This window comes from Kitasatospora sp. NPDC056783 (assembly GCF_042789895.1).
Taxonomy (GTDB): Bacteria; Actinomycetota; Actinomycetes; order Streptomycetales; family Streptomycetaceae; genus Kitasatospora.
Map to the genome: position 1 here is coordinate 13,512 of NZ_JBHUAF010000004.1, position 16,665 is coordinate 30,176.

Below are 16,665 nucleotides of genomic sequence, written 5' to 3' on the forward strand. Positions count from 1 at the left end.
TGTCCCTCATGCGCTACTACTTCCGCAGTTCGATGACGGTCCTGCCGATACGGATCGGCATGCCCGGCTGGAGCGGAGTGGGCGCGGTCAGGCGCTGCCGGTCCAGATAGGTGCCGTTGGTGGAGCCTAGATCCTCGACCGTCCACTGCCCAGTCTGATCCGGATAGATCCTGGCATGCCGGGAGGACGCGTAGTCGTCGTCCAGCACGATGGTGGAGTCGTGCGCGCGGCCGAGCGTGATGGTCTGGCCCTGGAGCGCCACCGTGGTGCCGGCCAGCGAGCCCTGGACCACGACGAGCTGGGTCGGACCGCCGCGGCGGCGGCCGCCGCCGCCCTGGGTCTGGCCCGCCGCGGGCGGTGCCGGGGCGGGTGCCGCGGCGCGGGCGGCGGTCGTGGTGGCCGCGCCGCCGCCCGTCGCGACGCCGGTGCCGCGGCGGGAGGACCGCGGGTTCACCTTGGTGCCGAACAGGTCGCTGCGGATCACCTGGATCGCGACGATGACGAACAGCCACAGCACGGCCAGGAAGCCCAGACGCATGACCGTGAGGGTCAGTTCTGACATGACCGTCCCGCCAGTCGGTGAGCGAGGCGCGCGAACAATTCGGACACTACCCTTCGACCTGCCGGTAGACGATGGTGGTGGAGCCCACGACGATTCGCGAGCCGTCGCGGAGCGTAGCGCGCTGGGTGTGCTGTCCGTCCACCACGATCCCGTTGGTGGAGCCCAGGTCCAGCACCATCGAAGGAGTGCCGGGCCGGATCTCGGCGTGCTTGCGGGAGACCCCGGGGTCGTCGATCCGCACGTCCGCCTCGGTGGACCGGCCGAGCACGCAGGCCGAACCGGAGATCTGGTACCGGGTGCCGTTCACCTCGACCCAGCGGCGCATCGCGGTGCCGCCGTGGCCGGAGCCGGGGAAGGCCCGGACGTTCCCGCCGGCGGGCGCGGGCGGGCCCGGGGGCATCGCGGGGGGCGCGGCCGGCGGCGGGGGCGCGTTGTACTGGCCGGCGCCGGGCTGCTGCCACGGTGCGCCGGGGGCCGGAGCGGCCGGCGGACGGTCGTAGCCGGGCTGCTGCGGCGGGTACTGCTGCTGCTGGGGCTCCTCGGCGGCGAGGGTGCGGCTGCGCACCCGGTACAGGCCGGTGTCCAGGTCGTCGGCCTTCTCCAGGTTCACCTGGAGCGGGCCCATGAAGGTGTACCGCTGGGCCTCCGCGTACTCGCGGACCATGCCGGCCAGCTCGGTGCCGAGCTGCCCGGAGTAGGGGCTGAGCCGCTCGTGGTCGTGCGGGCTCAGTTCGACGATGAAGTCGTTCGGCACGACGGTGCGGTCGCGGTTCCAGATGCTCGCGTTGTTGTCGCACTCGCGCTGCAGCGCTCCGGCGATCTCCACGGGCTGGACCTCGGACTTGAACACCTTCGCGAAGGTGCCGTTGACGAGACCCTCGAGTCGCTGCTCGAACTTCTTCAGCACTCCCATGGGGCACCCCCTTCCAGGGTTCGTTCGCCTGCCTGCCGGTCGCGGCCCGTCGGGGACCCGGTCGCGCCTCCTACTTGCGGTACTTCCGTACTGATCGTATCCACGCCGGGCCCTTCCGTACGGTTCCCGGACCGTGTGGTGCCCGGGGGTGGGCTCGGACACACAGGGTGACGCATGTCGGGCACGGCACGCCAGGTGTGCCCGACGGGGCACCCTTCCGGCATTCGCGCAGGCGTTCGCCGGGTGTCCGTTCGAATGCCGTGGGGCCTGCCGGACAACGGATTCGGAGCAGCCCCCCAGGTCGTGCTAATGTTTTCCACGTCGGAAGGGCCGCCCGAAAGGGAGGCCGGTCCAAAGAAGCGCGAAGTACCGATGGTACCGAGCGGTTCGGAAGATCGGCTGGCAATGAAGACGACACCCATGCGCGGGTGGCGGAATAGGCAGACGCGCTGGATTCAGGTTCCAGTGCCCGAAAGGGCGTGGGGGTTCAACTCCCCCCTCGCGCACAGCGAAGCCCCGCAGATCTACGGATCTGCGGGGCTTTCTCGTTCTCCCCGGGCTCCCCGGGCGGTCGGGCACCGGGTTCCCGGTGGGCCGGGCCGGATCAGCCCTGGCCGGCCGGGAGGTCGGCGCGGACCTCGAAGCCGCCGTCCGGGGTCGGCCCGGCGGTCAGGGTGCCGCCCAGCAGCTGGGCGCGCTCGCGCAGGCCGACCAGACCGTGGCCGCCGCCGGGCAGGGTCTCGGCCGGGTGCACCGGCGGGGCCCCGTTGCGGACCTCGACCCGCAGCCGGCGGCCCTTCGCCCGGACCCGCACGCGCACCGCCGCCTCCGGCGCGTACTTGGTGATGTTGGTGAGCGCCTCCTGGACGGTGCGGTAGGCGGCCCGCTCGACCGCCTCCGGCCACGGGCGGTCGCCGGGGACCAGCTCGGTGTCGGCGGCCAGGCCGCTCTGCTCGATCAGCCGGGGCAGGTCGGCCAGCCGGGGCTGCGGGGCGAGCGGGGCGTCCGGCAGCCCGCCGCCGGTGCCGCGCAGCACCCCGACCATCTGGCGCAACTCGTTCAGGGTCCGGACGGACAGTTCGCGGATGGTGCGGGCGGCGCTCACCGCGGCCGGGTCGGTGCTGCTCACCTGGAGCGCGCCGGCCTGGATGCTGATCAGGCTGACCTGGTGCGAGACCACGTCGTGCATCTCCCGGGCGAGCCGGCCGCGCTCGCTGATCAGGACCCGTTCGGCGAGCAGCCGGCTCTCCCGTTCCTGGCCGCGGGTCAGCTCGTCCAGGCGGGCGGCCAGCTCCCGCCGGGTGCGGGCGAGCAGGCCGGTGGCGGCCGGTCCGGCGGCCAGCATCACGGCCTGGATGGCGTCCAGCGCGGTGTTCCGGCTGAGGTCGACGACGTCCTGGGGCAGCGGCCAGTGGAAGAACTCGACCAGGGCGAACACGGTGCCGCAGGGGATCACGATCCGGGGGTGGGGACGTTCGGCGGCCACCGAGTAGACGGCCGTGATCGGGGCCAGCCAGATCTCGTCCACCCAACTGCCCGGCATGGTGAGCAGCAGCGCCAGCACCGGGAAGCGGCGGCGCCAGAGCAGGGCGACGGCGGCCAGCGTGGACAGCGCCACCTGCCACCACGCGGCGTCCCGGACGACCAGGGCGGCGTCCAGCAGGGAGTAGAGGACGGGCAGCAGCAGCATCAGCCAGGGGGCGGTGCACCAGGCCGGCAGCCGTCCGGACGGCAGTTGGTCGGCGGCCGTCATGCCCCGTCGCCGGGCTTGGGCCGGACCAGTCCGGCCCGGTGGGCCAGCACGGCGGCCTGGACCCGGTTGGCGGCGCCGAGCTTGCCGAGGATCGCGCTGATGTGGTCCTTGACCGTGCCGGTGCCGAGGAAGAGCCGGTCGGCGATCTCGGCGTTGGACAGGCCCTCGCCGAGCAGCGCGAGCACGTCGAGCTCGCGGCCGGTGAGGGTGCGGGCGAGCGAGGTGGCCTCGGCGTCCGGGCCGCCGCCGTCCACGTAGCCGCCGATCACGGTGCGGGTGACGGTCGGGGAGAGGATGTTGCCGCCGGCCGCGAGCACCCGGACGGCGTGCACCAGCTGGTCGGGGGCGGTGTCCTTGAGCAGGAAACCGGACGCGCCGGCCCGCAGCGCGGTGCCGATGTAGTCGTCGGTGTCGAAGGTGGTGAGCATCGCCACGGCGGGCGGGTCGGGCAGGGCGCGCAGGCGGCGCAGCACGGAGATGCCGTCGAGGTCGGGCATCCGGATGTCGAGCAGCACCACGTGCGGACGCAGCCGCTGGACGTACTCCTCGGCCTGTCCGCCGGAGCAGTCGCCGACCACTTCGAGGTCGCCGGCGGAGCCGACGATCAGGCCGAGGCCGGAGCGGACCAGGATCTCGTCGTCGACGATCAGCACGCGGGTGGTGGTGATGGTGCCTCCTCGGTTCGGGCGGCCGGGTCGGGGCGGTCCGCGTGGGTCGTCTTGAGCGTAGGGGCAGTGGGGGCGGGGTGCCGAACGCTCGGGGGGGTGCTCACCCCCGCCGAACGGCGGGGGTGGGAATCCGCTACCCGGTTCACGCAATTCTCAGCTTCGGTGAGGAACCATGGAGTTGGCTGACCCTTTTCGGCTGCCTCTCCACTCGGGCGGTCGGCCGGGAAAAGGTCGCCGGTCAGTCCGTCGGGCCGTGCGGGCGCCTGGCGTCGGGCCGTTTGCGGATGCGCCCCACCATCTGATCGTTTGGAATTGAGCTGTGTCGTCCACTGTGAAGTCGGAGCCTTCCGCCGCGACCCAGGAGCCCCGGCCCGGCGGCGTGCTCGAACGCTGGGGCCCGAGGGCCGCCACGGTCTCCGTCTGGTACCTGCGCCTGATCGCGCTGCTGAACGTGGCGACGGTGCTGCTGGTGCCCTTCCGGGACCAGGTCTACGAGCACAACGAGGGTGAGTACTTCACCCCGTACCTGATGACCGCCGGGCTGGCCAGCGCGGTGCTCTCGGTGTTCCTCGCGATCGCGATGCGGCGGCGCAAGCGGGCCGCGTGGATCTTCAACACGGCGCTCGGCGGCATGTTCGCACTGCTCTACCTGGCGGCCATGGTGGTGCCGAACGAGCGCTTCGACACCCACCCGCTCAACTACTTCTCCACGATCCTGACCTGCCTGTTCGTGCTGGCGCTGCTGGTCGGGCGCAGGGAGTTCACCTCCAAGGGCGACAGCTCCAACCCGAAGACCGCGGCGGCCACCTTCGTCGGCGGGCTGGCGTTCGGCGGCGGGGTCGGGGCGCTGCTGGTCTGGATGACCAACGAGCTGACCGGCGCCGGCTTCTGGGACCTGTTCCGCTACTCGGTCGGCCGGATGATCACGATCACCCCGTCCGAGCACCTGCGTTCCGTGATCGCAGCGCCGACCTGGGTGAACGCCGCGATCAACGCGATGGGCGCGGTGCTCTTCCTGCTGGTGCTGTACGTGGCCTTCCGTAGCCCGCGCGGCAAGGAACTGCTCACCGCCGAGGACGAGGCGAAGCTGCGGGGCCTGCTGGACAAGCAGGGCGAGCGGGACTCGCTCGGCTACTTCGCGCTGCGCCGGGACAAGGCGGTGGTCTTCTCCCCCAGCGGCAAGGCGGCGGTCACCTACCGGGTGATCGGCGGCGTCTCGCTCGCCTCCGGCGACCCGATCGGCGACCCGGAGGCCTGGCCGGGCGCGATCGACGCCTGGCTGTCCGAGGCCCGCGAGCACGCCTGGGCGCCGGCCGTGATGGGGGCCTCCGAGGAGGCCGGGGTGATCTACGCCCGGCACGGGCTGGACGCGCTGGAGCTGGGCGACGAGGCGATCGTCGAGCTGGACGAGTTCTCGCTGGACGGCCGTGCGATGCGGGTGGTCCGGCAGGCCTACAACCGGGTCAAGCGGGCCGGGTACACGGTGCGGATCCGCCGGCACGAGGCCATCTCGGAGGCGGAGATGGCCGAACTGGTGGCCAAGGCCGACGAGTGGCGCGACGGGGCGACCGAGCGCGGCTTCTCGATGGCGCTCGGCCGGCTCGGCGACCCGGGCGACGGCCGCTGCGTGATGCTGGAGTGCCACGACGGGGACGGCGAGCTGAAGGCGCTGCTGAGCTTCGTGCCGTGGGGCCCGGACGGGCTCTCGCTGGACCTGATGCGCCGGGCCCGGGACACCGAGAACGGCCTGATGGAATTCATGGTCATCGAGCTGCTGCAGCGCGCCGACGAGGTCGGGCTGGAGCGGGTGTCGTTGAACTTCGCGATGTTCCGCTCGGTTTTCGAGCGCGGGTCCCGCCTCGGCGCCGGCCCGGTGCTGCGGCTGTGGCGCTCGACCCTGGGTTTCTTCTCGCGCTGGTGGCAGATCGAGTCGCTGTACCGCGCCAATGCCAAGTACCGGCCGATCTGGGAGCCGCGTTACCTGCTCTTCGAGAAGAGCAGCGAGATTCCGCGGATCGGCATCGCGAGCGCGCGCGCCGAGGGTTTCATCGTCGCGCCGAGCCTGCCCGCCCTGTTCCGCCGCCGGCACGCCCGGGCCGCCGTGGTGGCGCCCCGGGTTCCGGTGGCGGCACAGGACGGGAAGGGGTAGCCCTCCGTCGGGGGGCGGAGGGAGCCGGTCGGTCGAAATGGGGGGCCGATGGGGGGATCGTCTCCCCCCTGAGGATGACCGCCATCACCATTCGTGCCGATGTGGCTTTGTTGACCGGCTTCTAATGTTGGAGTAGTCGAGAGTTCGGGATTCGGAGAAACGGTTGTGATTCACAGGACCCACGCGGGGGGCGTGCGAAAGGGGCCGCTGGCATTCGCCAGATCGGCCGCTGTCGCCGAGTGGGGAACGTTGTTCGCGACGGTCCGGGACGCGGTGGTGCGAAAGAAGTTCGCCGCTGTTCCGCTGGCCAGTGCGGCGACGTTTCTGATCCTGCTGTTCAGCATCGTCCAGCACCTGCCGGGCGGCGAGCGCTTCGTCAACAACATCGGGGTGGTGCGGGCGGCGCTGCCGCTGGACGTGTCGCTGCTGCGGACCCCGCTCTCCCTGTACGTGCCGGCGCTGGACCTTCCGGTCTGGGGGGCGCTGGCCCAGGTGTTCGTGGTCTTCTCGATCGCCGAGATCGTGCTCGGCCGGCGGATGACCCTGGTGGTCGCCTACACCTGCACCCTGGCGGGCACGCTGTTCGCCCGGGTCGGCGTGGCGATCGGGCCGCACCACCTGTTCGGCTTCCCGAAGTGGGTCGCCTACGTGCGGGACACCGGGCCGTCGGCCGCGGTGGTCGCGCTGGCGATCTGCATCGCGTTCCGCAGCCGGGCCTGGTACACCGCCGGCCTGGTGGTGGCGGTGATGATCGGCGAGGCGGTCGTGCTGCCGAACCTGGCCGGTCTGGAGCACGTCGTCGCGGTGGTCACCGCGCTGCTGATCGCCGTTTCGGTCGAGGTCTTCGGGGACTTCTGGCCGAGGGTGCTGGCCGGGGTCGGCGCCGCCGCCTCGGTGGCCGCGACCGCCTCGATGGAGGTCGCGGTGGAGGCCCGGCGGCGCCGCTCGGCGGGGGCCGTCATCCCCTGACGGCTGCCGGGTTCCCCGGGCCGCGTACGGATGTCCGTGCGCGGCCGTTCGGCGTTCCGGGCCGCCCGTCAGGCGTGCGGGAGCGGGAGCTCGAACCAGACGACCTTGCCCACCGCCTTGCGGGCGGTGCCCCAGCGTTCGGCGAACTTGGTGACCAGGGTGAGGCCGCGGCCCGTCTCGCCGAGCTGCTCGGCCGGCTCCAGCGAGGGCAGGTTGTGGTTGTCGTCGCTGACCTCGACCAGCAGCTTGTCCACCCGGATCAGCTGGAGCTTCACGGTGTCCCGGGCGACCCGGACGGCGTTCGTCACCAGCTCGCTGACCAGCAGTTCGGTGGTGTCGCTGAGCGCCTCCAGGTGCCATCCGGCCAGCTGTTCGCGGACCAGCGAGCGGGCCCGGCGGACCTCGCGGTGGTCCACGGTGAGGTCCCAGGTGGCCACCTCGGACGGGGCGACCCCGTCGAACCGGGCGACCAGCAGGGCGACGTCGTCCTTGCGGTCCTCCGAGTGCAGCCGGCGCAGCACCTCGTCGCAGGCCTGTTCGGGGCTCTGCTGCGGGTCGATCAGGTTGCCGCAGAGCGCGGCCAGACCGGCCCCTATGTCGCCGCCCCGGACCTCGACCAGGCCGTCGGTGCACAGCACGAGCATCGAGCCGTCCGAGACGTCGATGGTCTTGGCGACGAACGGCACCCCGCCGACGCCGATCGGCGCGCCGGCCGGGATCTCCAGCAGCTCGCCGCTGCCGTCCGGGTGCACCAGGACGGGAGGGACGTGGCCGGCGCTGGCCAGCTCGCAGGTCCGGTTGATCGGGTCGTAGACCGCGTACAGGCAGGTCGCGAGGTGGTCGTCGCCGAGCTTGTGGGCCAGGTTGTCCAGGTGGCGCAGCAGCTGGCCGGGCGGGAGGTCCAGGGCGGCGAGGGTCTGCATGGCGGTGCGGAAGCGGCCCATCGCGGCTGCCGAGTGGAGGCCGTGGCCCATCACGTCGCCGACCACCAGGGCGACCCGGCTGCCGGGCAGCTGGATCGCGTCGAACCAGTCGCCGCCGACCTCGGCCTTCGGGTCGCCGGGCAGGTAGCGGTGGGCGATCTGCACGCCGGGGATCTGCGGCGGGCGGGTCGGGATCATCGAGCGCTGCAGGGTGGTGGCGACCCGTGCCTCGGCGCGGTGCAGCCGGGCGTTGTCCAGGGACAGCGCGGCGCGGACGGCCAGCTCCTTGAGGGTCGCGGCGTCGCTCTCGTCGAAGGGGGCGCGGTCCGGCAGCCGGAGCAGCTTCAGGATGCCCAGCACGGTGCCTCGGGCGGAGAGCGGGACGACCAGCATCGAACGGCCGGTCACCACCGGGGCCAGCCGGGCGCCGCCGAGCGCGATCGCGTAGTCGACCGCGACGTCCGAGCTGACCACCGGGACCAGCACCGGCTGGTTCAGCTGCAGGGCCATCCCGGGTGGGGTGCGGCGCGGCATGCTGACCAGCGAGCCCTCGGCGAGCACGTGGTCCCAGGCGCCGCCGGTCTCGTTGTAGACCAGGGCGACCCGGCGCAGCATGGTGTCGTCGTCCGGCCGGGCGGCCGGCAGTTCGGAGTCCGAGATCAGCCCGTCCACCAGGTCCACGCAGGCGAAGTCGGCGACCCGGGGGACCAGCACCCGGCACAGCTCGTGGGCGGTGAAGCCGAGGTCCAGGGTGGTGCCGACGTTGCCGCCGACCTCGTTCAGCAGGGCCAGCTGCTCGCCGGCGTGCCCGTTGGTGAGGAACGGGCCGAGCCGGCCGCCGGGCGGCCCGGCGCCGTCCGCGGGGCCGGGGATCGGGAGGGTGTCGGCGGACGGCCCGATGGCGGTGGGCCCGGGCGCGGTGGGCTCGATGGTGGCGGCTCCTGCGATGGGCGGGGCCTCCCGCTCGGGGGCGGGGGGAGGGACGGAGGGGACACCGGCCGTCGCGGCCCCGCCGACGGCCGCCGTCGGCCGGACGGCGGAGGGGACGGCGGGCTGGGCGGCCTCGCGCTGGCCGGGCAGCGGGCCGGGCTGGCGGCGGCCGGGCGCGCCCTGTTCGGGTTGCGGAGGCGGGCCGACCCTGGCCGCCCGCTGCTGGGGTGTCGGGTAGCGGCGGCCGAGTCCGGCGGCCGCGTGCGCCGTACCGGGCTGGGCGTCGGCGGGCAGCACCGGCAGCACGGTGGCAGGGTCCAGTCGCAGCGCGGGCAGCCCGCCCTGCTCCAGCGCGGCCAGCAGCGCCCCGCGGTGGCCGGGGGGCAGCAGCCGGGCCAACGGCTCGGGCACCGGCAGACGCGCCGGGGTGAGTGCCGCGGACACGGCGTGGAAGCCGCCCCGGGCGCCGGGCGCGGCGGCGAACGGGAGCAGCCGCTCGCCGAGCGCGAGCCGGGGCCCGGAGGTGCGCAGCGGGCGGGCGTCGGCGGCCAGCGCGAGCAGTCCGCCGGACGGGCCGGGCAGCGGGTACGCCCACCAGAGCACGTCGCGCTGGTGCTCCTCGCGGTCGGTGACGGCCAGCCGGCCGGTCCAGGGGCGGCCGTCGGCGGTCCGCTCGGCGAGGGTGTCGAAGGCGTCGCAGTGGCGGCGCGTGGAGCACCGGTCGTGCGTCCGGGACTCCACGGCGGGCAGCAGGCCGGAGGCCGGGCGGTCGTGGGCGACTTCGGCGCGGTGGCCGAACAGCTCCTCGGCGGCCCGGCCCCACTGGGCGATCCGGCCCGACCGGTCGACCAGGACGGGGGCGAGCCGGACGAGGGCGGCCACACCCGTCGGGTGGTCGCCCGGCGCGGTACCGTCGCCCGCCGGCCGCGGTGTGGAGTTGGACTCGGCCACCATGGATCCGCTCTGCTCCCGTCCTTGCCGCCGCGCCCGGGGGCGGCCGTCTCTCCGGAGGAAGACACGCTGTGCGGATACCAGCGAAGCACGGACGGGGCCGGGCTCGACACCGAAACGGGGAGATTCCTCAGGATCGGTTGCGTGTCGGGCGTCGCGCGCCGGTTCGCACCCCCGGTTCACCCGGACGGGGTGCGCGAACACGGCGGTAGGGTGGCAGGCCGGACCGCCCGTACGGGTGGGCCCGCAGGACGCAGCCGGCCGGACGAGACAGAGGCGAGACGTGAGCGCGCAGAGCCCCGCCCACTGGACGGACCCGGAGCGGCAGGAGCTGGAGGAGCGGGTCGCCGCCGCCGAGCTCGCCTGGCTCAGCATGGACGTGGACGTGCAGACGCTGCGGGTCGAGATCGACAACTTCGCGTTGATCCACCACCAGCTGCTCGGCCCGCTCTACGCCAGGCTGGACGAACTGGACGCGCTGGTCGCCGAGGCCGTCGCGGCCCGCACCGGACGGCCGGAGGACCTGCGCCGGGCCGCCGAGGCACGGCAGCAGGTCGAGGAGCTTCCCGACCTGGACGCGCTGTTCGACTCGGTGCGGGAGCGGTCCGGCCAGGACGGGGAGGCCGCCCCGCCGCCGCCCGCCGCCCCGCAGCGGGTGCGGCCCGGCAAGGAGGCCCAGCGGATCTACCGCGAGCTGGTCCGCCGTGCCCACCCCGACCTGACCACCGACCCGGGCGAGCAGCGGCGCCGGGCCGCCTTCCTGGCCCGGGTCAACGAGGCCTACGCGTACGGGGACGCGGCCGCGCTGGAGGGCCTGGCGGCCGAGTGGTCCACCGCGCCGGAGGCCGCGCCGGCCGTCGACTCCCCCGACCGGGCGGACTGGCTGCGCCGCCGGCTGGACTGGCTGACCGCCAAGATCGGCGAGACCGCCGCCGAGCAGGTCCGGCTGGAGCAGACCCCGATGGGCCGGCTGCTCGCCCTCGCCCCGCAGGACCCGGACCGGCTGCTGGAGCAGCTCGCCGAGGAGCTGCTGGCCAAGGCCGCCGAGCGGCAGGCCGAGCTTCAGCGGCTGCTCGGCGGCGACCCCGACCCGGTGGACGGCCACGGGCCGGCGCCGGTGGGCGACAATCGCACACACCCGACGACATCCCAGGAGAGCCACACGATGTTCCCGCAGATCCCCTCCGCCGACGCCGCCGCCGTGCCCGCCGACGCCGCCCTGCTGGACGTGCGCGAGCAGGACGAGTGGGACGCCGGCCACGTGGACGGCGCGCTGCACATCCCGATCGGCGAGGTGATCGCCCGCCTCGGCGAGCTGCCGGACGAGAAGCTGTACGTGCTCTGCCGGGTCGGCGGCCGCTCCGCGCAGGTCGTCCAGTACCTGGTGCAGCAGGGCCGGGACGCGGTGAACGTGGACGGCGGGATGTACGCCTGGGAGGGCGCTGGCCGTCCGATGGTGAGCAGCACCGGCCAGGAGGCCTTCGTCCTCTGAGGACCGGCCGAGGACCGGCCGAGAACGGCTGACGGCGGCGCGGCGCCCGTCCCCCCGTAGGGCAGGATGGGCGCGCGCGAGCGTGTCGGCACCGGGCCGGCGGCGCCCGCCGACCGGGCGGGGAGGCCATGGCGCAGAGGACTGACCGGCCGGCGGCCGGGAGGGTCTGGTCGAAGCCCGCGCAACTGGTCCTCGGGTTCGCCGCGGCGGTGCTGGCCGTCGGCACCGGACTGTTCCTCACCGCGGTGTTCCTGCACGTCGCCCCCGCCAACTCGGTGTCCCGGCAGTACCGGGACGAGGTGGACGGCGTGGTCTACCCGGAGTTCGAGCAGAACTGGAAGCTGTTCGCGCCCAACCCGCTCCAGCAGAACGTGACCGTGGACGCGAGGGTCCGCACCGTCGAGCCCGACGGGACGACCCGCACCCACGACTGGATCGGGCTGACCGCGCAGGACATCGCCGCGATCCGGGGGAATCCGGCGCCCAGCCACGTCCAGCAGAACCTGCTGCGCCGGGCCTGGGACTTCTACGACGGCTCGCACAGCGCGCAGGACGAGTCGCCGACCTCCCAGCGCGGCGGCCTGGCCGAGCGGTACCTCAAGCGGATCGCCCTGCAGCGGATCGGCCGGGAGGCGGACGGCCGGCCGGTCCGGGAGATCCAGTTCCGGTCGACCGCGGCGACCGTCGCGCCGCCGTCCTGGAGCGGTGAGGCCGCGCCGGCGGCGCCGCGGGTGCGGGAGCTGCCGTGGTGGCCGGTGGCGGACGAGGACTACCGGGGGCTGCTCGGATGAACGGGGCTACGGCGCTGCCGGACGGAACGGTTCAGCCGGACGGCACGCCGTCGTCGGGCGGCGTGCCGGCGCAGACCGGAGCGGGCCGGTCGCCGGCGGCCGCCGGGCCGGGGGCGCCGCTCGGCCGGGCGATGGCGGCCTTCACCGGGCGGGTGCTCGGCCGGCACCAGGCCGCCGCGGTGCGGATCGGCTTCGGGCTGGTCTGGCTCGCCTACCTGCTGCGCGAGTGGCCGCACCGGCGGATGCTGTACGGCGACCGCTCCCCCTGGTCGGCGGAGCTCGCCGACGGGCTGCTGGCCGACACCGGGGCGTTCACCGTGCTGCCCTGGTTCGGCGGGCGGCTCTGGTTCGAGCTGGTCTACCACCTGGCGGTGCTGGCGGCCCTGGCCGTGCTGCTGGGCTGGCGGACCAGGGCGAGCACGGTGCTGTTCCTGGTCACCGTGCTGTCCCTGCAGAACCGCGACGTCTTCCTCGGGGACGGCGGCGACAACGTCGTCCACCTGATGGCGGTCTACCTCGTCTTCACCCGCTGCGCCGAGGTCTGGTCGCTGGACGCCGCCCGGGCCCGCGACGGGCGGGCGGGGGTGGTGCTCTGGGTGGTGCTGGGGGCCGTCCTGGCGGTCTGCCAGTTCGGCGGCTTCGCCGGGGACAGCCTGACCTGGACCGACAAGGCCTTCCCGTACCTCGGCTGGTCGCCGCTGTTCTGGGGGCTCTGGGCGGTGGCCGGACCGTGGTGGACGCTCGGCCGGCTGCGGCCGGACGGTGAACCGCGGGCGGTGCTCGACGCGCTGGCGACCATGGTGCACAACTGCGCGATGCTGGTGATCGCCGTCGAGGTGGTGCTGATCTACGCCACGGCCGGCTGGTACAAGGTGCAGGGCTCGCGCTGGCAGGACGGCACCGCGCTGTACTACCCGCTGCACCTGGACTACTTCACCCCCTGGCCGGGGCTGTCCGCGCTCGTCGGTTCGGCACTGCTGCCGGTCTTCCTGATCTCGTACGGCACCGTGATCCTCCAGGTGGCGTTCCCGTTCACACTGCTCAACCGGCGGGTCAAGAACGGGCTGCTGGCCGTCATGGTGCTGGAGCACGTGGGGATCGCGGTGGTGCTCGGACTGCCGGTGTTCTCGCTCGCGATGATCGCGGCGGACGCGGTGTTCCTGCCGACCGGGGCACTGCTGTGGGTGGCGGCGCGACTGCGCCGGATGAGCGGGATCGGACGCGTACCGGCAGCCTAGGATGTCGCTATGTCCTGGTTCGCCGCACTTCGTGACACCGCGCGGACCGGGCTCACCCTGGACCGGGCGCTGACCGACCCCAAGCGGGCGGTGCGCGGGGCGGTCGCGGTGGCGCTGGTGCTCTTCCCGACCCTCGCGCTCGGCGGTGTCGCGCTCGCCACCTCGGCCGCGATGGGCGCGTTCATCGCCGGTTCGGCCACCTTCCAGCGCAGCTTCCGGCCGCGGGCCTCGCTCGCCGTCGCGGCCGGGATCGGACTGGGCGCCAGCACCTTCCTCGGCTACCTGGCCGCGGGGGTTCCCGGGCTGTTCCCGGTGCTGCTCGCGGTCTGGGCCTTCGCCGCCGGACTGGCCTGGGCGATCGGGCCGACCGCCGGGGTGGTCGCCACCAACACCGTCTCGGTGATGCTGATCGTCGTGCAGCTCCCGGTCAGCGTGGGCACCGCGCTCGGCCACGGGCTGGTCGCCGCCCTCGGCGGCGTCGTCCAGGCCGTCGTCATCACCGTCTGGCCGATCGGGAGTTGGACCGCCCAGCGCGAGGCGCTCGCCGACGCCTATGCCGAACTCGCCGACTACGCGAGGCGGTTGCGTCAGGATCCGACCGCGCACGTGGACCCGGAGCCGTTCATGACGGCCCGCCACGCGGCCGCCCTCACCCCTTGGCAGGACCGCCACCGGCCGCCCGAACTGCGCGGTCTGCGCGGCATCGCCGAGCGCATCCGGCCCACCATCGCCGCGCTCGCCGACCCCAAGGTGGGCGCCCCCGAGGAGGGACCGGAACGGGACCGCGCCCGCGAGGTGCTGGCGGCCGCCGCCGAGGTCATGGACGCCCTCGCACGGGCGATCCGCACCGGCGACCCGGTCCGGCTGCCCCGCTCCGCGCCCTCGCTCACCCTGGCCGGCTCGGACGACGGCCCGCGGCTCCAGGGCGCGGCCCGGCGCTCCGCCCGGCGGCTCGGCGGGCTGCTGCGCAAGGCCGCGGACACCCTGGACCGCAACGACGAGGACACCATCACCACGCCCGTGGTCGGGGCCGGCGGGGCGCTGCGCAAGCCGACCATCGCCCGGATGCTGCCGGAGGCGGCCCGGGCCGTGCGCCGGCAGTTGCAGCCGCGCTCGGCGATCTTCCAGCACGCCGTCCGGCTCTCCGGGGTGGTCACCGTCGCCTACCTGCTGGCCCGGCTGGCCGGGTTCCAGCACGGGTACTGGGCGCCGATGACCGCCGCGATGGTGATGCGGCCGGACTTCGCGCAGACCTACAGCCGGGGCGTCGCCCGGTTGGCCGGGACGGTGGTCGGGGTCGCCGTCTCGACCCTGGTGGTGCAGCTGACCCACCCCGGGGAGTGGGTGCTGGCCGGGCTGGCGGTGATCTGCATCGGCGGGGCGTACCTCGCGTTCCGGACCGGGTACGCGGTGACCACGGTCGGCATCTCCACGTACGTGGTGTTCCTGCTGGGGTTGCAGGAGGGGAACCCGCTGGTGACGGCCGTCGACCGGGTCGGGCTGACGCTGTTCGGCGGGTCGATCGCGCTCGTCACGTACGCGCTGTTCCCGACCTGGCAGACCGCCCGGCTCGGGGAGCGGCTCGCCGAGTGGCTGGCGGCGGCCGGACGGTACGCGGGCTCGGTGATCGCCTGCTACGAGAAGCCGGCGGCGCCGCGCGGACGGCTGGTGCGCAGCGCGCTGCTGGACTCGCGGGAGGCACGCGCCGAGCTGATCCAGGCGATGCAGCGGGCCGACGCCGAACCCGGGCGGCACGAGTCCGGGCTGGCCGGGGTGAGCCGGCGCCAGATCGACCGCGCCCGGGCGGCGGTGGGGGCCCTCGGGCGGGCGGCGGTGCTGCTGGAGGCCCACCTGCCGGCGGCGGACGCCGAGCCGGTGCCGGGGACGGGGGAGTACGCGGAGGAGCTGCGGCTGGCGACGGCGCTCGCGGCGGCCGCGCTGCTGACCGGGCAGCCGGTGGAGTTCGAGGCGGTGCGGGCCGCGCAGGCGCGGCTGGAGGAGGAGCTGGCGGGGGCGCCGGCCGGGGTGCAGCGGGACGTGGTGCGGGCGGGGACGCGACTGGTGGGGCAGGCGCTGCGGGACCTGGAGCGGGCTCTGCGCGGGTCGTCCTCGTAGGCCCGCTCCTGGTGGGCCCGCTCCTTCGGGCCTGGCCGGGGTGACAGAGTGGACGGCATGGATGACGAGGTCGTGCGGGCGTGGCGGGTGGTCGAGCGGGAGCCCGGGGTGGTCCTGCTGGACGGGTTCCACGCGCTGAAGCACGCGCTGCGGTTCGGGGGTGAGGTGCGGCGGGTGCTGACCGCCGACCGGGGGGCGCTGCTGGCGCTGGCGGGCGAGTTGGCGGCGGACGTGGTGCCGGCGCTGGACCGGCTCGCGGTGGAGGTGCCGGAGTCCGCGCTGCGGCAGCTGACGCCGCGCCCGCACCCGACCGGGGTGGTCGCGCTGGCGGTGCGGCCGTCCGCCGGGGCCAACGCGACGGCGCTGACGGCCCGGCCGCGCGAGGCGCCGGTGGTGGTGCTGGAGAACCCGCGGAACCTGGGCAACGTCGGGGCGGTGATCCGGCTGGCGGCCGGGTTCGGTGCCACCGGGGTGGTGACCACCGGGGACCTGGACCCGTGGCACCCGAACGTGCTGCGCGGCAGCGCGGGCCTGCACTTCGCCACCGCGGTCGAGCGGCTGGCCCTGCCGGAGCTGCCGGACGGGCCGCTGTACGTGCTGGACCCGGAGGGCGCCGACATCCGGGACCTGCCGTTCCCGGACGACGCGCTGCTCGCCTTCGGCACCGAGCGGCACGGCGTCTCGGCGGAACTCAAGGCGCGCGCCGACCGGTTGGTGGCGGTGCCGATGCGGCCGGGGGTGTCCAGCTTCAACCTGGCGACCAGTGTCGCGATGGGGCTGTTCCACTGGATGTCCGGGAAGCGCTGAGGCGCGGCGCCCGGAGCGGGCACCGCGCCTCGGACGCGGGTCAGGAGAAGAGCCGGCGCCAGGTGTCCGGGCCCGGGTAGCCGTCGGCCTCGCCGCCGGTCCAGCCCTGGGCCTGCTGGAAGGCCTGGACGGCCCGACGGTCGGCCTCGCCCCAGCTCGGGCCGGGGCCGACGCTGTAGGAGCCGCCGAAGCCCTTGCGGACCAGCTGCTCGCCGAGCTGCCGGACGTAGTCGTTGCTCCGGCCGGGGCCGAACTTGTCCGCGCCGGGGAAGGCGGTGCCGCCGGTGGGCGGCGGGGGCGGCAGGGGGGTCCCGGTGCCGCCGTCGATGTTGCGGCCCTTGCCGTTGACCAGGTAGTCCCAGGTGGCCTTGCCGGGGATGCCGTCGGCTTCGCCGCCGGTCCAG

The 16,665-nt window shown here is 74.3% G+C and carries 13 protein-coding genes and 1 tRNA gene; 8 read left to right on the top strand and 6 right to left on the bottom strand.

Annotation, left to right across the window (positions count from 1 at the left end; genetic code table 11):
- Positions 1–16: 16 nt before the first annotated feature.
- Together ACFRMQ_RS01620 and ACFRMQ_RS01625 are read right to left on the bottom strand one after the other, a co-directional pair.
- Positions 17–562 carry an FHA domain-containing protein gene (locus ACFRMQ_RS01620; protein ID WP_380725714.1) on the bottom strand — a complete coding sequence of 182 codons (546 nt, stop codon included), beginning with the start codon at positions 560–562 and terminating at the stop codon, positions 17–19.
- Between the two features lie 46 nt (positions 563–608).
- Positions 609–1,475: an FhaA domain-containing protein gene (locus ACFRMQ_RS01625; protein ID WP_380725716.1), complete on the bottom strand. Its 867-nt coding sequence runs from the start codon at positions 1,473–1,475 to the stop codon at positions 609–611.
- Positions 1,476–1,897: 422 nt separating this feature from the next.
- Here ACFRMQ_RS01625 and ACFRMQ_RS01630 point away from each other — a divergent pair.
- A tRNA-Leu gene (locus ACFRMQ_RS01630) sits at positions 1,898–1,981 on the top strand.
- Positions 1,982–2,079: 98 nt separating this feature from the next.
- Here the strand turns inward: ACFRMQ_RS01630 and ACFRMQ_RS01635 are convergent.
- Both ACFRMQ_RS01635 and ACFRMQ_RS01640 read right to left on the bottom strand, forming a co-directional pair.
- Positions 2,080–3,228 (bottom strand): sensor histidine kinase, encoded by a 1,149-nt coding sequence (locus ACFRMQ_RS01635; protein WP_380725718.1) that lies wholly within the window; start codon positions 3,226–3,228, stop codon positions 2,080–2,082.
- The gene (locus ACFRMQ_RS01640; protein WP_380725828.1) at positions 3,225–3,878 is read right to left on the bottom strand and encodes a response regulator; all 654 of its coding nucleotides are present in this window, start codon (positions 3,876–3,878) and stop codon (positions 3,225–3,227) included. The genes ACFRMQ_RS01635 and ACFRMQ_RS01640 overlap by 4 nt, the downstream gene beginning before the upstream one ends.
- A gap of 337 nt (positions 3,879–4,215) precedes the next feature.
- Here ACFRMQ_RS01640 and ACFRMQ_RS01645 point away from each other — a divergent pair, with 337 nt between their 5' ends.
- Positions 4,216–6,045: a phosphatidylglycerol lysyltransferase domain-containing protein gene (locus tag ACFRMQ_RS01645; protein ID WP_380725720.1), complete on the top strand. Its 1,830-nt coding sequence runs from the start codon at positions 4,216–4,218 to the stop codon at positions 6,043–6,045.
- A 276-nt stretch (positions 6,046–6,321) separates the two neighbouring features.
- On the top strand, positions 6,322–7,014 hold the full coding sequence (locus ACFRMQ_RS01650) for a hypothetical protein (RefSeq protein ID WP_380725722.1): 693 nt from the start codon (positions 6,322–6,324) through the stop codon (positions 7,012–7,014).
- Positions 7,015–7,082: 68 nt separating this feature from the next.
- Here the strand turns inward: ACFRMQ_RS01650 and ACFRMQ_RS01655 are convergent, their stop codons facing one another.
- Positions 7,083–9,821, bottom strand: a complete 2,739-nt coding sequence (locus ACFRMQ_RS01655) for a SpoIIE family protein phosphatase (protein WP_380725724.1) — start codon at positions 9,819–9,821, stop codon at positions 7,083–7,085.
- Positions 9,822–10,101: 280 nt separating this feature from the next.
- Between ACFRMQ_RS01655 and ACFRMQ_RS01660 the strand changes: the two genes are divergently transcribed.
- The 5 genes from ACFRMQ_RS01660 to ACFRMQ_RS01680 all read left to right on the top strand — a co-directional run bounded on the left by ACFRMQ_RS01660 (position 10,102) and on the right by ACFRMQ_RS01680 (position 16,261).
- Positions 10,102–11,310 carry a rhodanese-like domain-containing protein gene (locus ACFRMQ_RS01660; protein ID WP_380725726.1) on the top strand — a complete coding sequence of 403 codons (1,209 nt, stop codon included), beginning with the start codon at positions 10,102–10,104 and terminating at the stop codon, positions 11,308–11,310.
- 128 nt (positions 11,311–11,438) lie between these two features.
- Entirely contained in the window at positions 11,439–12,101 is a 663-nt protein-coding gene (locus ACFRMQ_RS01665; RefSeq protein WP_380725728.1) for a DUF5819 family protein, read from the top strand.
- A complete protein-coding gene (locus ACFRMQ_RS01670) occupies positions 12,098–13,339 on the top strand; it encodes an HTTM domain-containing protein (protein ID WP_380725730.1) in 1,242 nt (413 codons plus the stop codon). The genes ACFRMQ_RS01665 and ACFRMQ_RS01670 overlap by 4 nt, the downstream gene beginning before the upstream one ends.
- A gap of 9 nt (positions 13,340–13,348) precedes the next feature.
- On the top strand, positions 13,349–15,454 hold the full coding sequence (locus tag ACFRMQ_RS01675; protein ID WP_380725732.1) for an FUSC family protein: 2,106 nt from the start codon (positions 13,349–13,351) through the stop codon (positions 15,452–15,454).
- Between the two features lie 57 nt (positions 15,455–15,511).
- Positions 15,512–16,261 (top strand): TrmH family RNA methyltransferase, encoded by a 750-nt coding sequence (locus ACFRMQ_RS01680; RefSeq protein WP_380725734.1) that lies wholly within the window; start codon positions 15,512–15,514, stop codon positions 16,259–16,261.
- 40 nt (positions 16,262–16,301) lie between these two features.
- Here ACFRMQ_RS01680 and ACFRMQ_RS01685 read toward each other — a convergent pair.
- Positions 16,302–16,665: peptidoglycan-binding protein (locus tag ACFRMQ_RS01685; protein ID WP_380725736.1), on the bottom strand; the 364-nt coding region annotated here is incomplete at its 5' end.

Bases quoted from the DNA above. Each gene is read 5' to 3' on its own strand.
- ACFRMQ_RS01680 (WP_380725734.1), top strand. From the start codon at position 15,512: ATGGATGACGAGGTCGTGCGGGCGTGGCGGGTGGTCGAGCGGGAGCCC.
- ACFRMQ_RS01620 (WP_380725714.1), bottom strand. From the start codon at position 562: ATGTCAGAACTGACCCTCACGGTCATGCGTCTGGGCTTCCTGGCCGTG.
- ACFRMQ_RS01655 (WP_380725724.1), bottom strand. From the start codon at position 9,821: ATGGTGGCCGAGTCCAACTCCACACCGCGGCCGGCGGGCGACGGTACC.
- ACFRMQ_RS01670 (WP_380725730.1), top strand. From the start codon at position 12,098: ATGAACGGGGCTACGGCGCTGCCGGACGGAACGGTTCAGCCGGACGGC.
- ACFRMQ_RS01625 (WP_380725716.1), bottom strand. From the start codon at position 1,475: ATGGGAGTGCTGAAGAAGTTCGAGCAGCGACTCGAGGGTCTCGTCAAC.
- ACFRMQ_RS01675 (WP_380725732.1), top strand. From the start codon at position 13,349: ATGTCCTGGTTCGCCGCACTTCGTGACACCGCGCGGACCGGGCTCACC.
- ACFRMQ_RS01635 (WP_380725718.1), bottom strand. From the start codon at position 3,228: ATGACGGCCGCCGACCAACTGCCGTCCGGACGGCTGCCGGCCTGGTGC.
- ACFRMQ_RS01665 (WP_380725728.1), top strand. From the start codon at position 11,439: ATGGCGCAGAGGACTGACCGGCCGGCGGCCGGGAGGGTCTGGTCGAAG.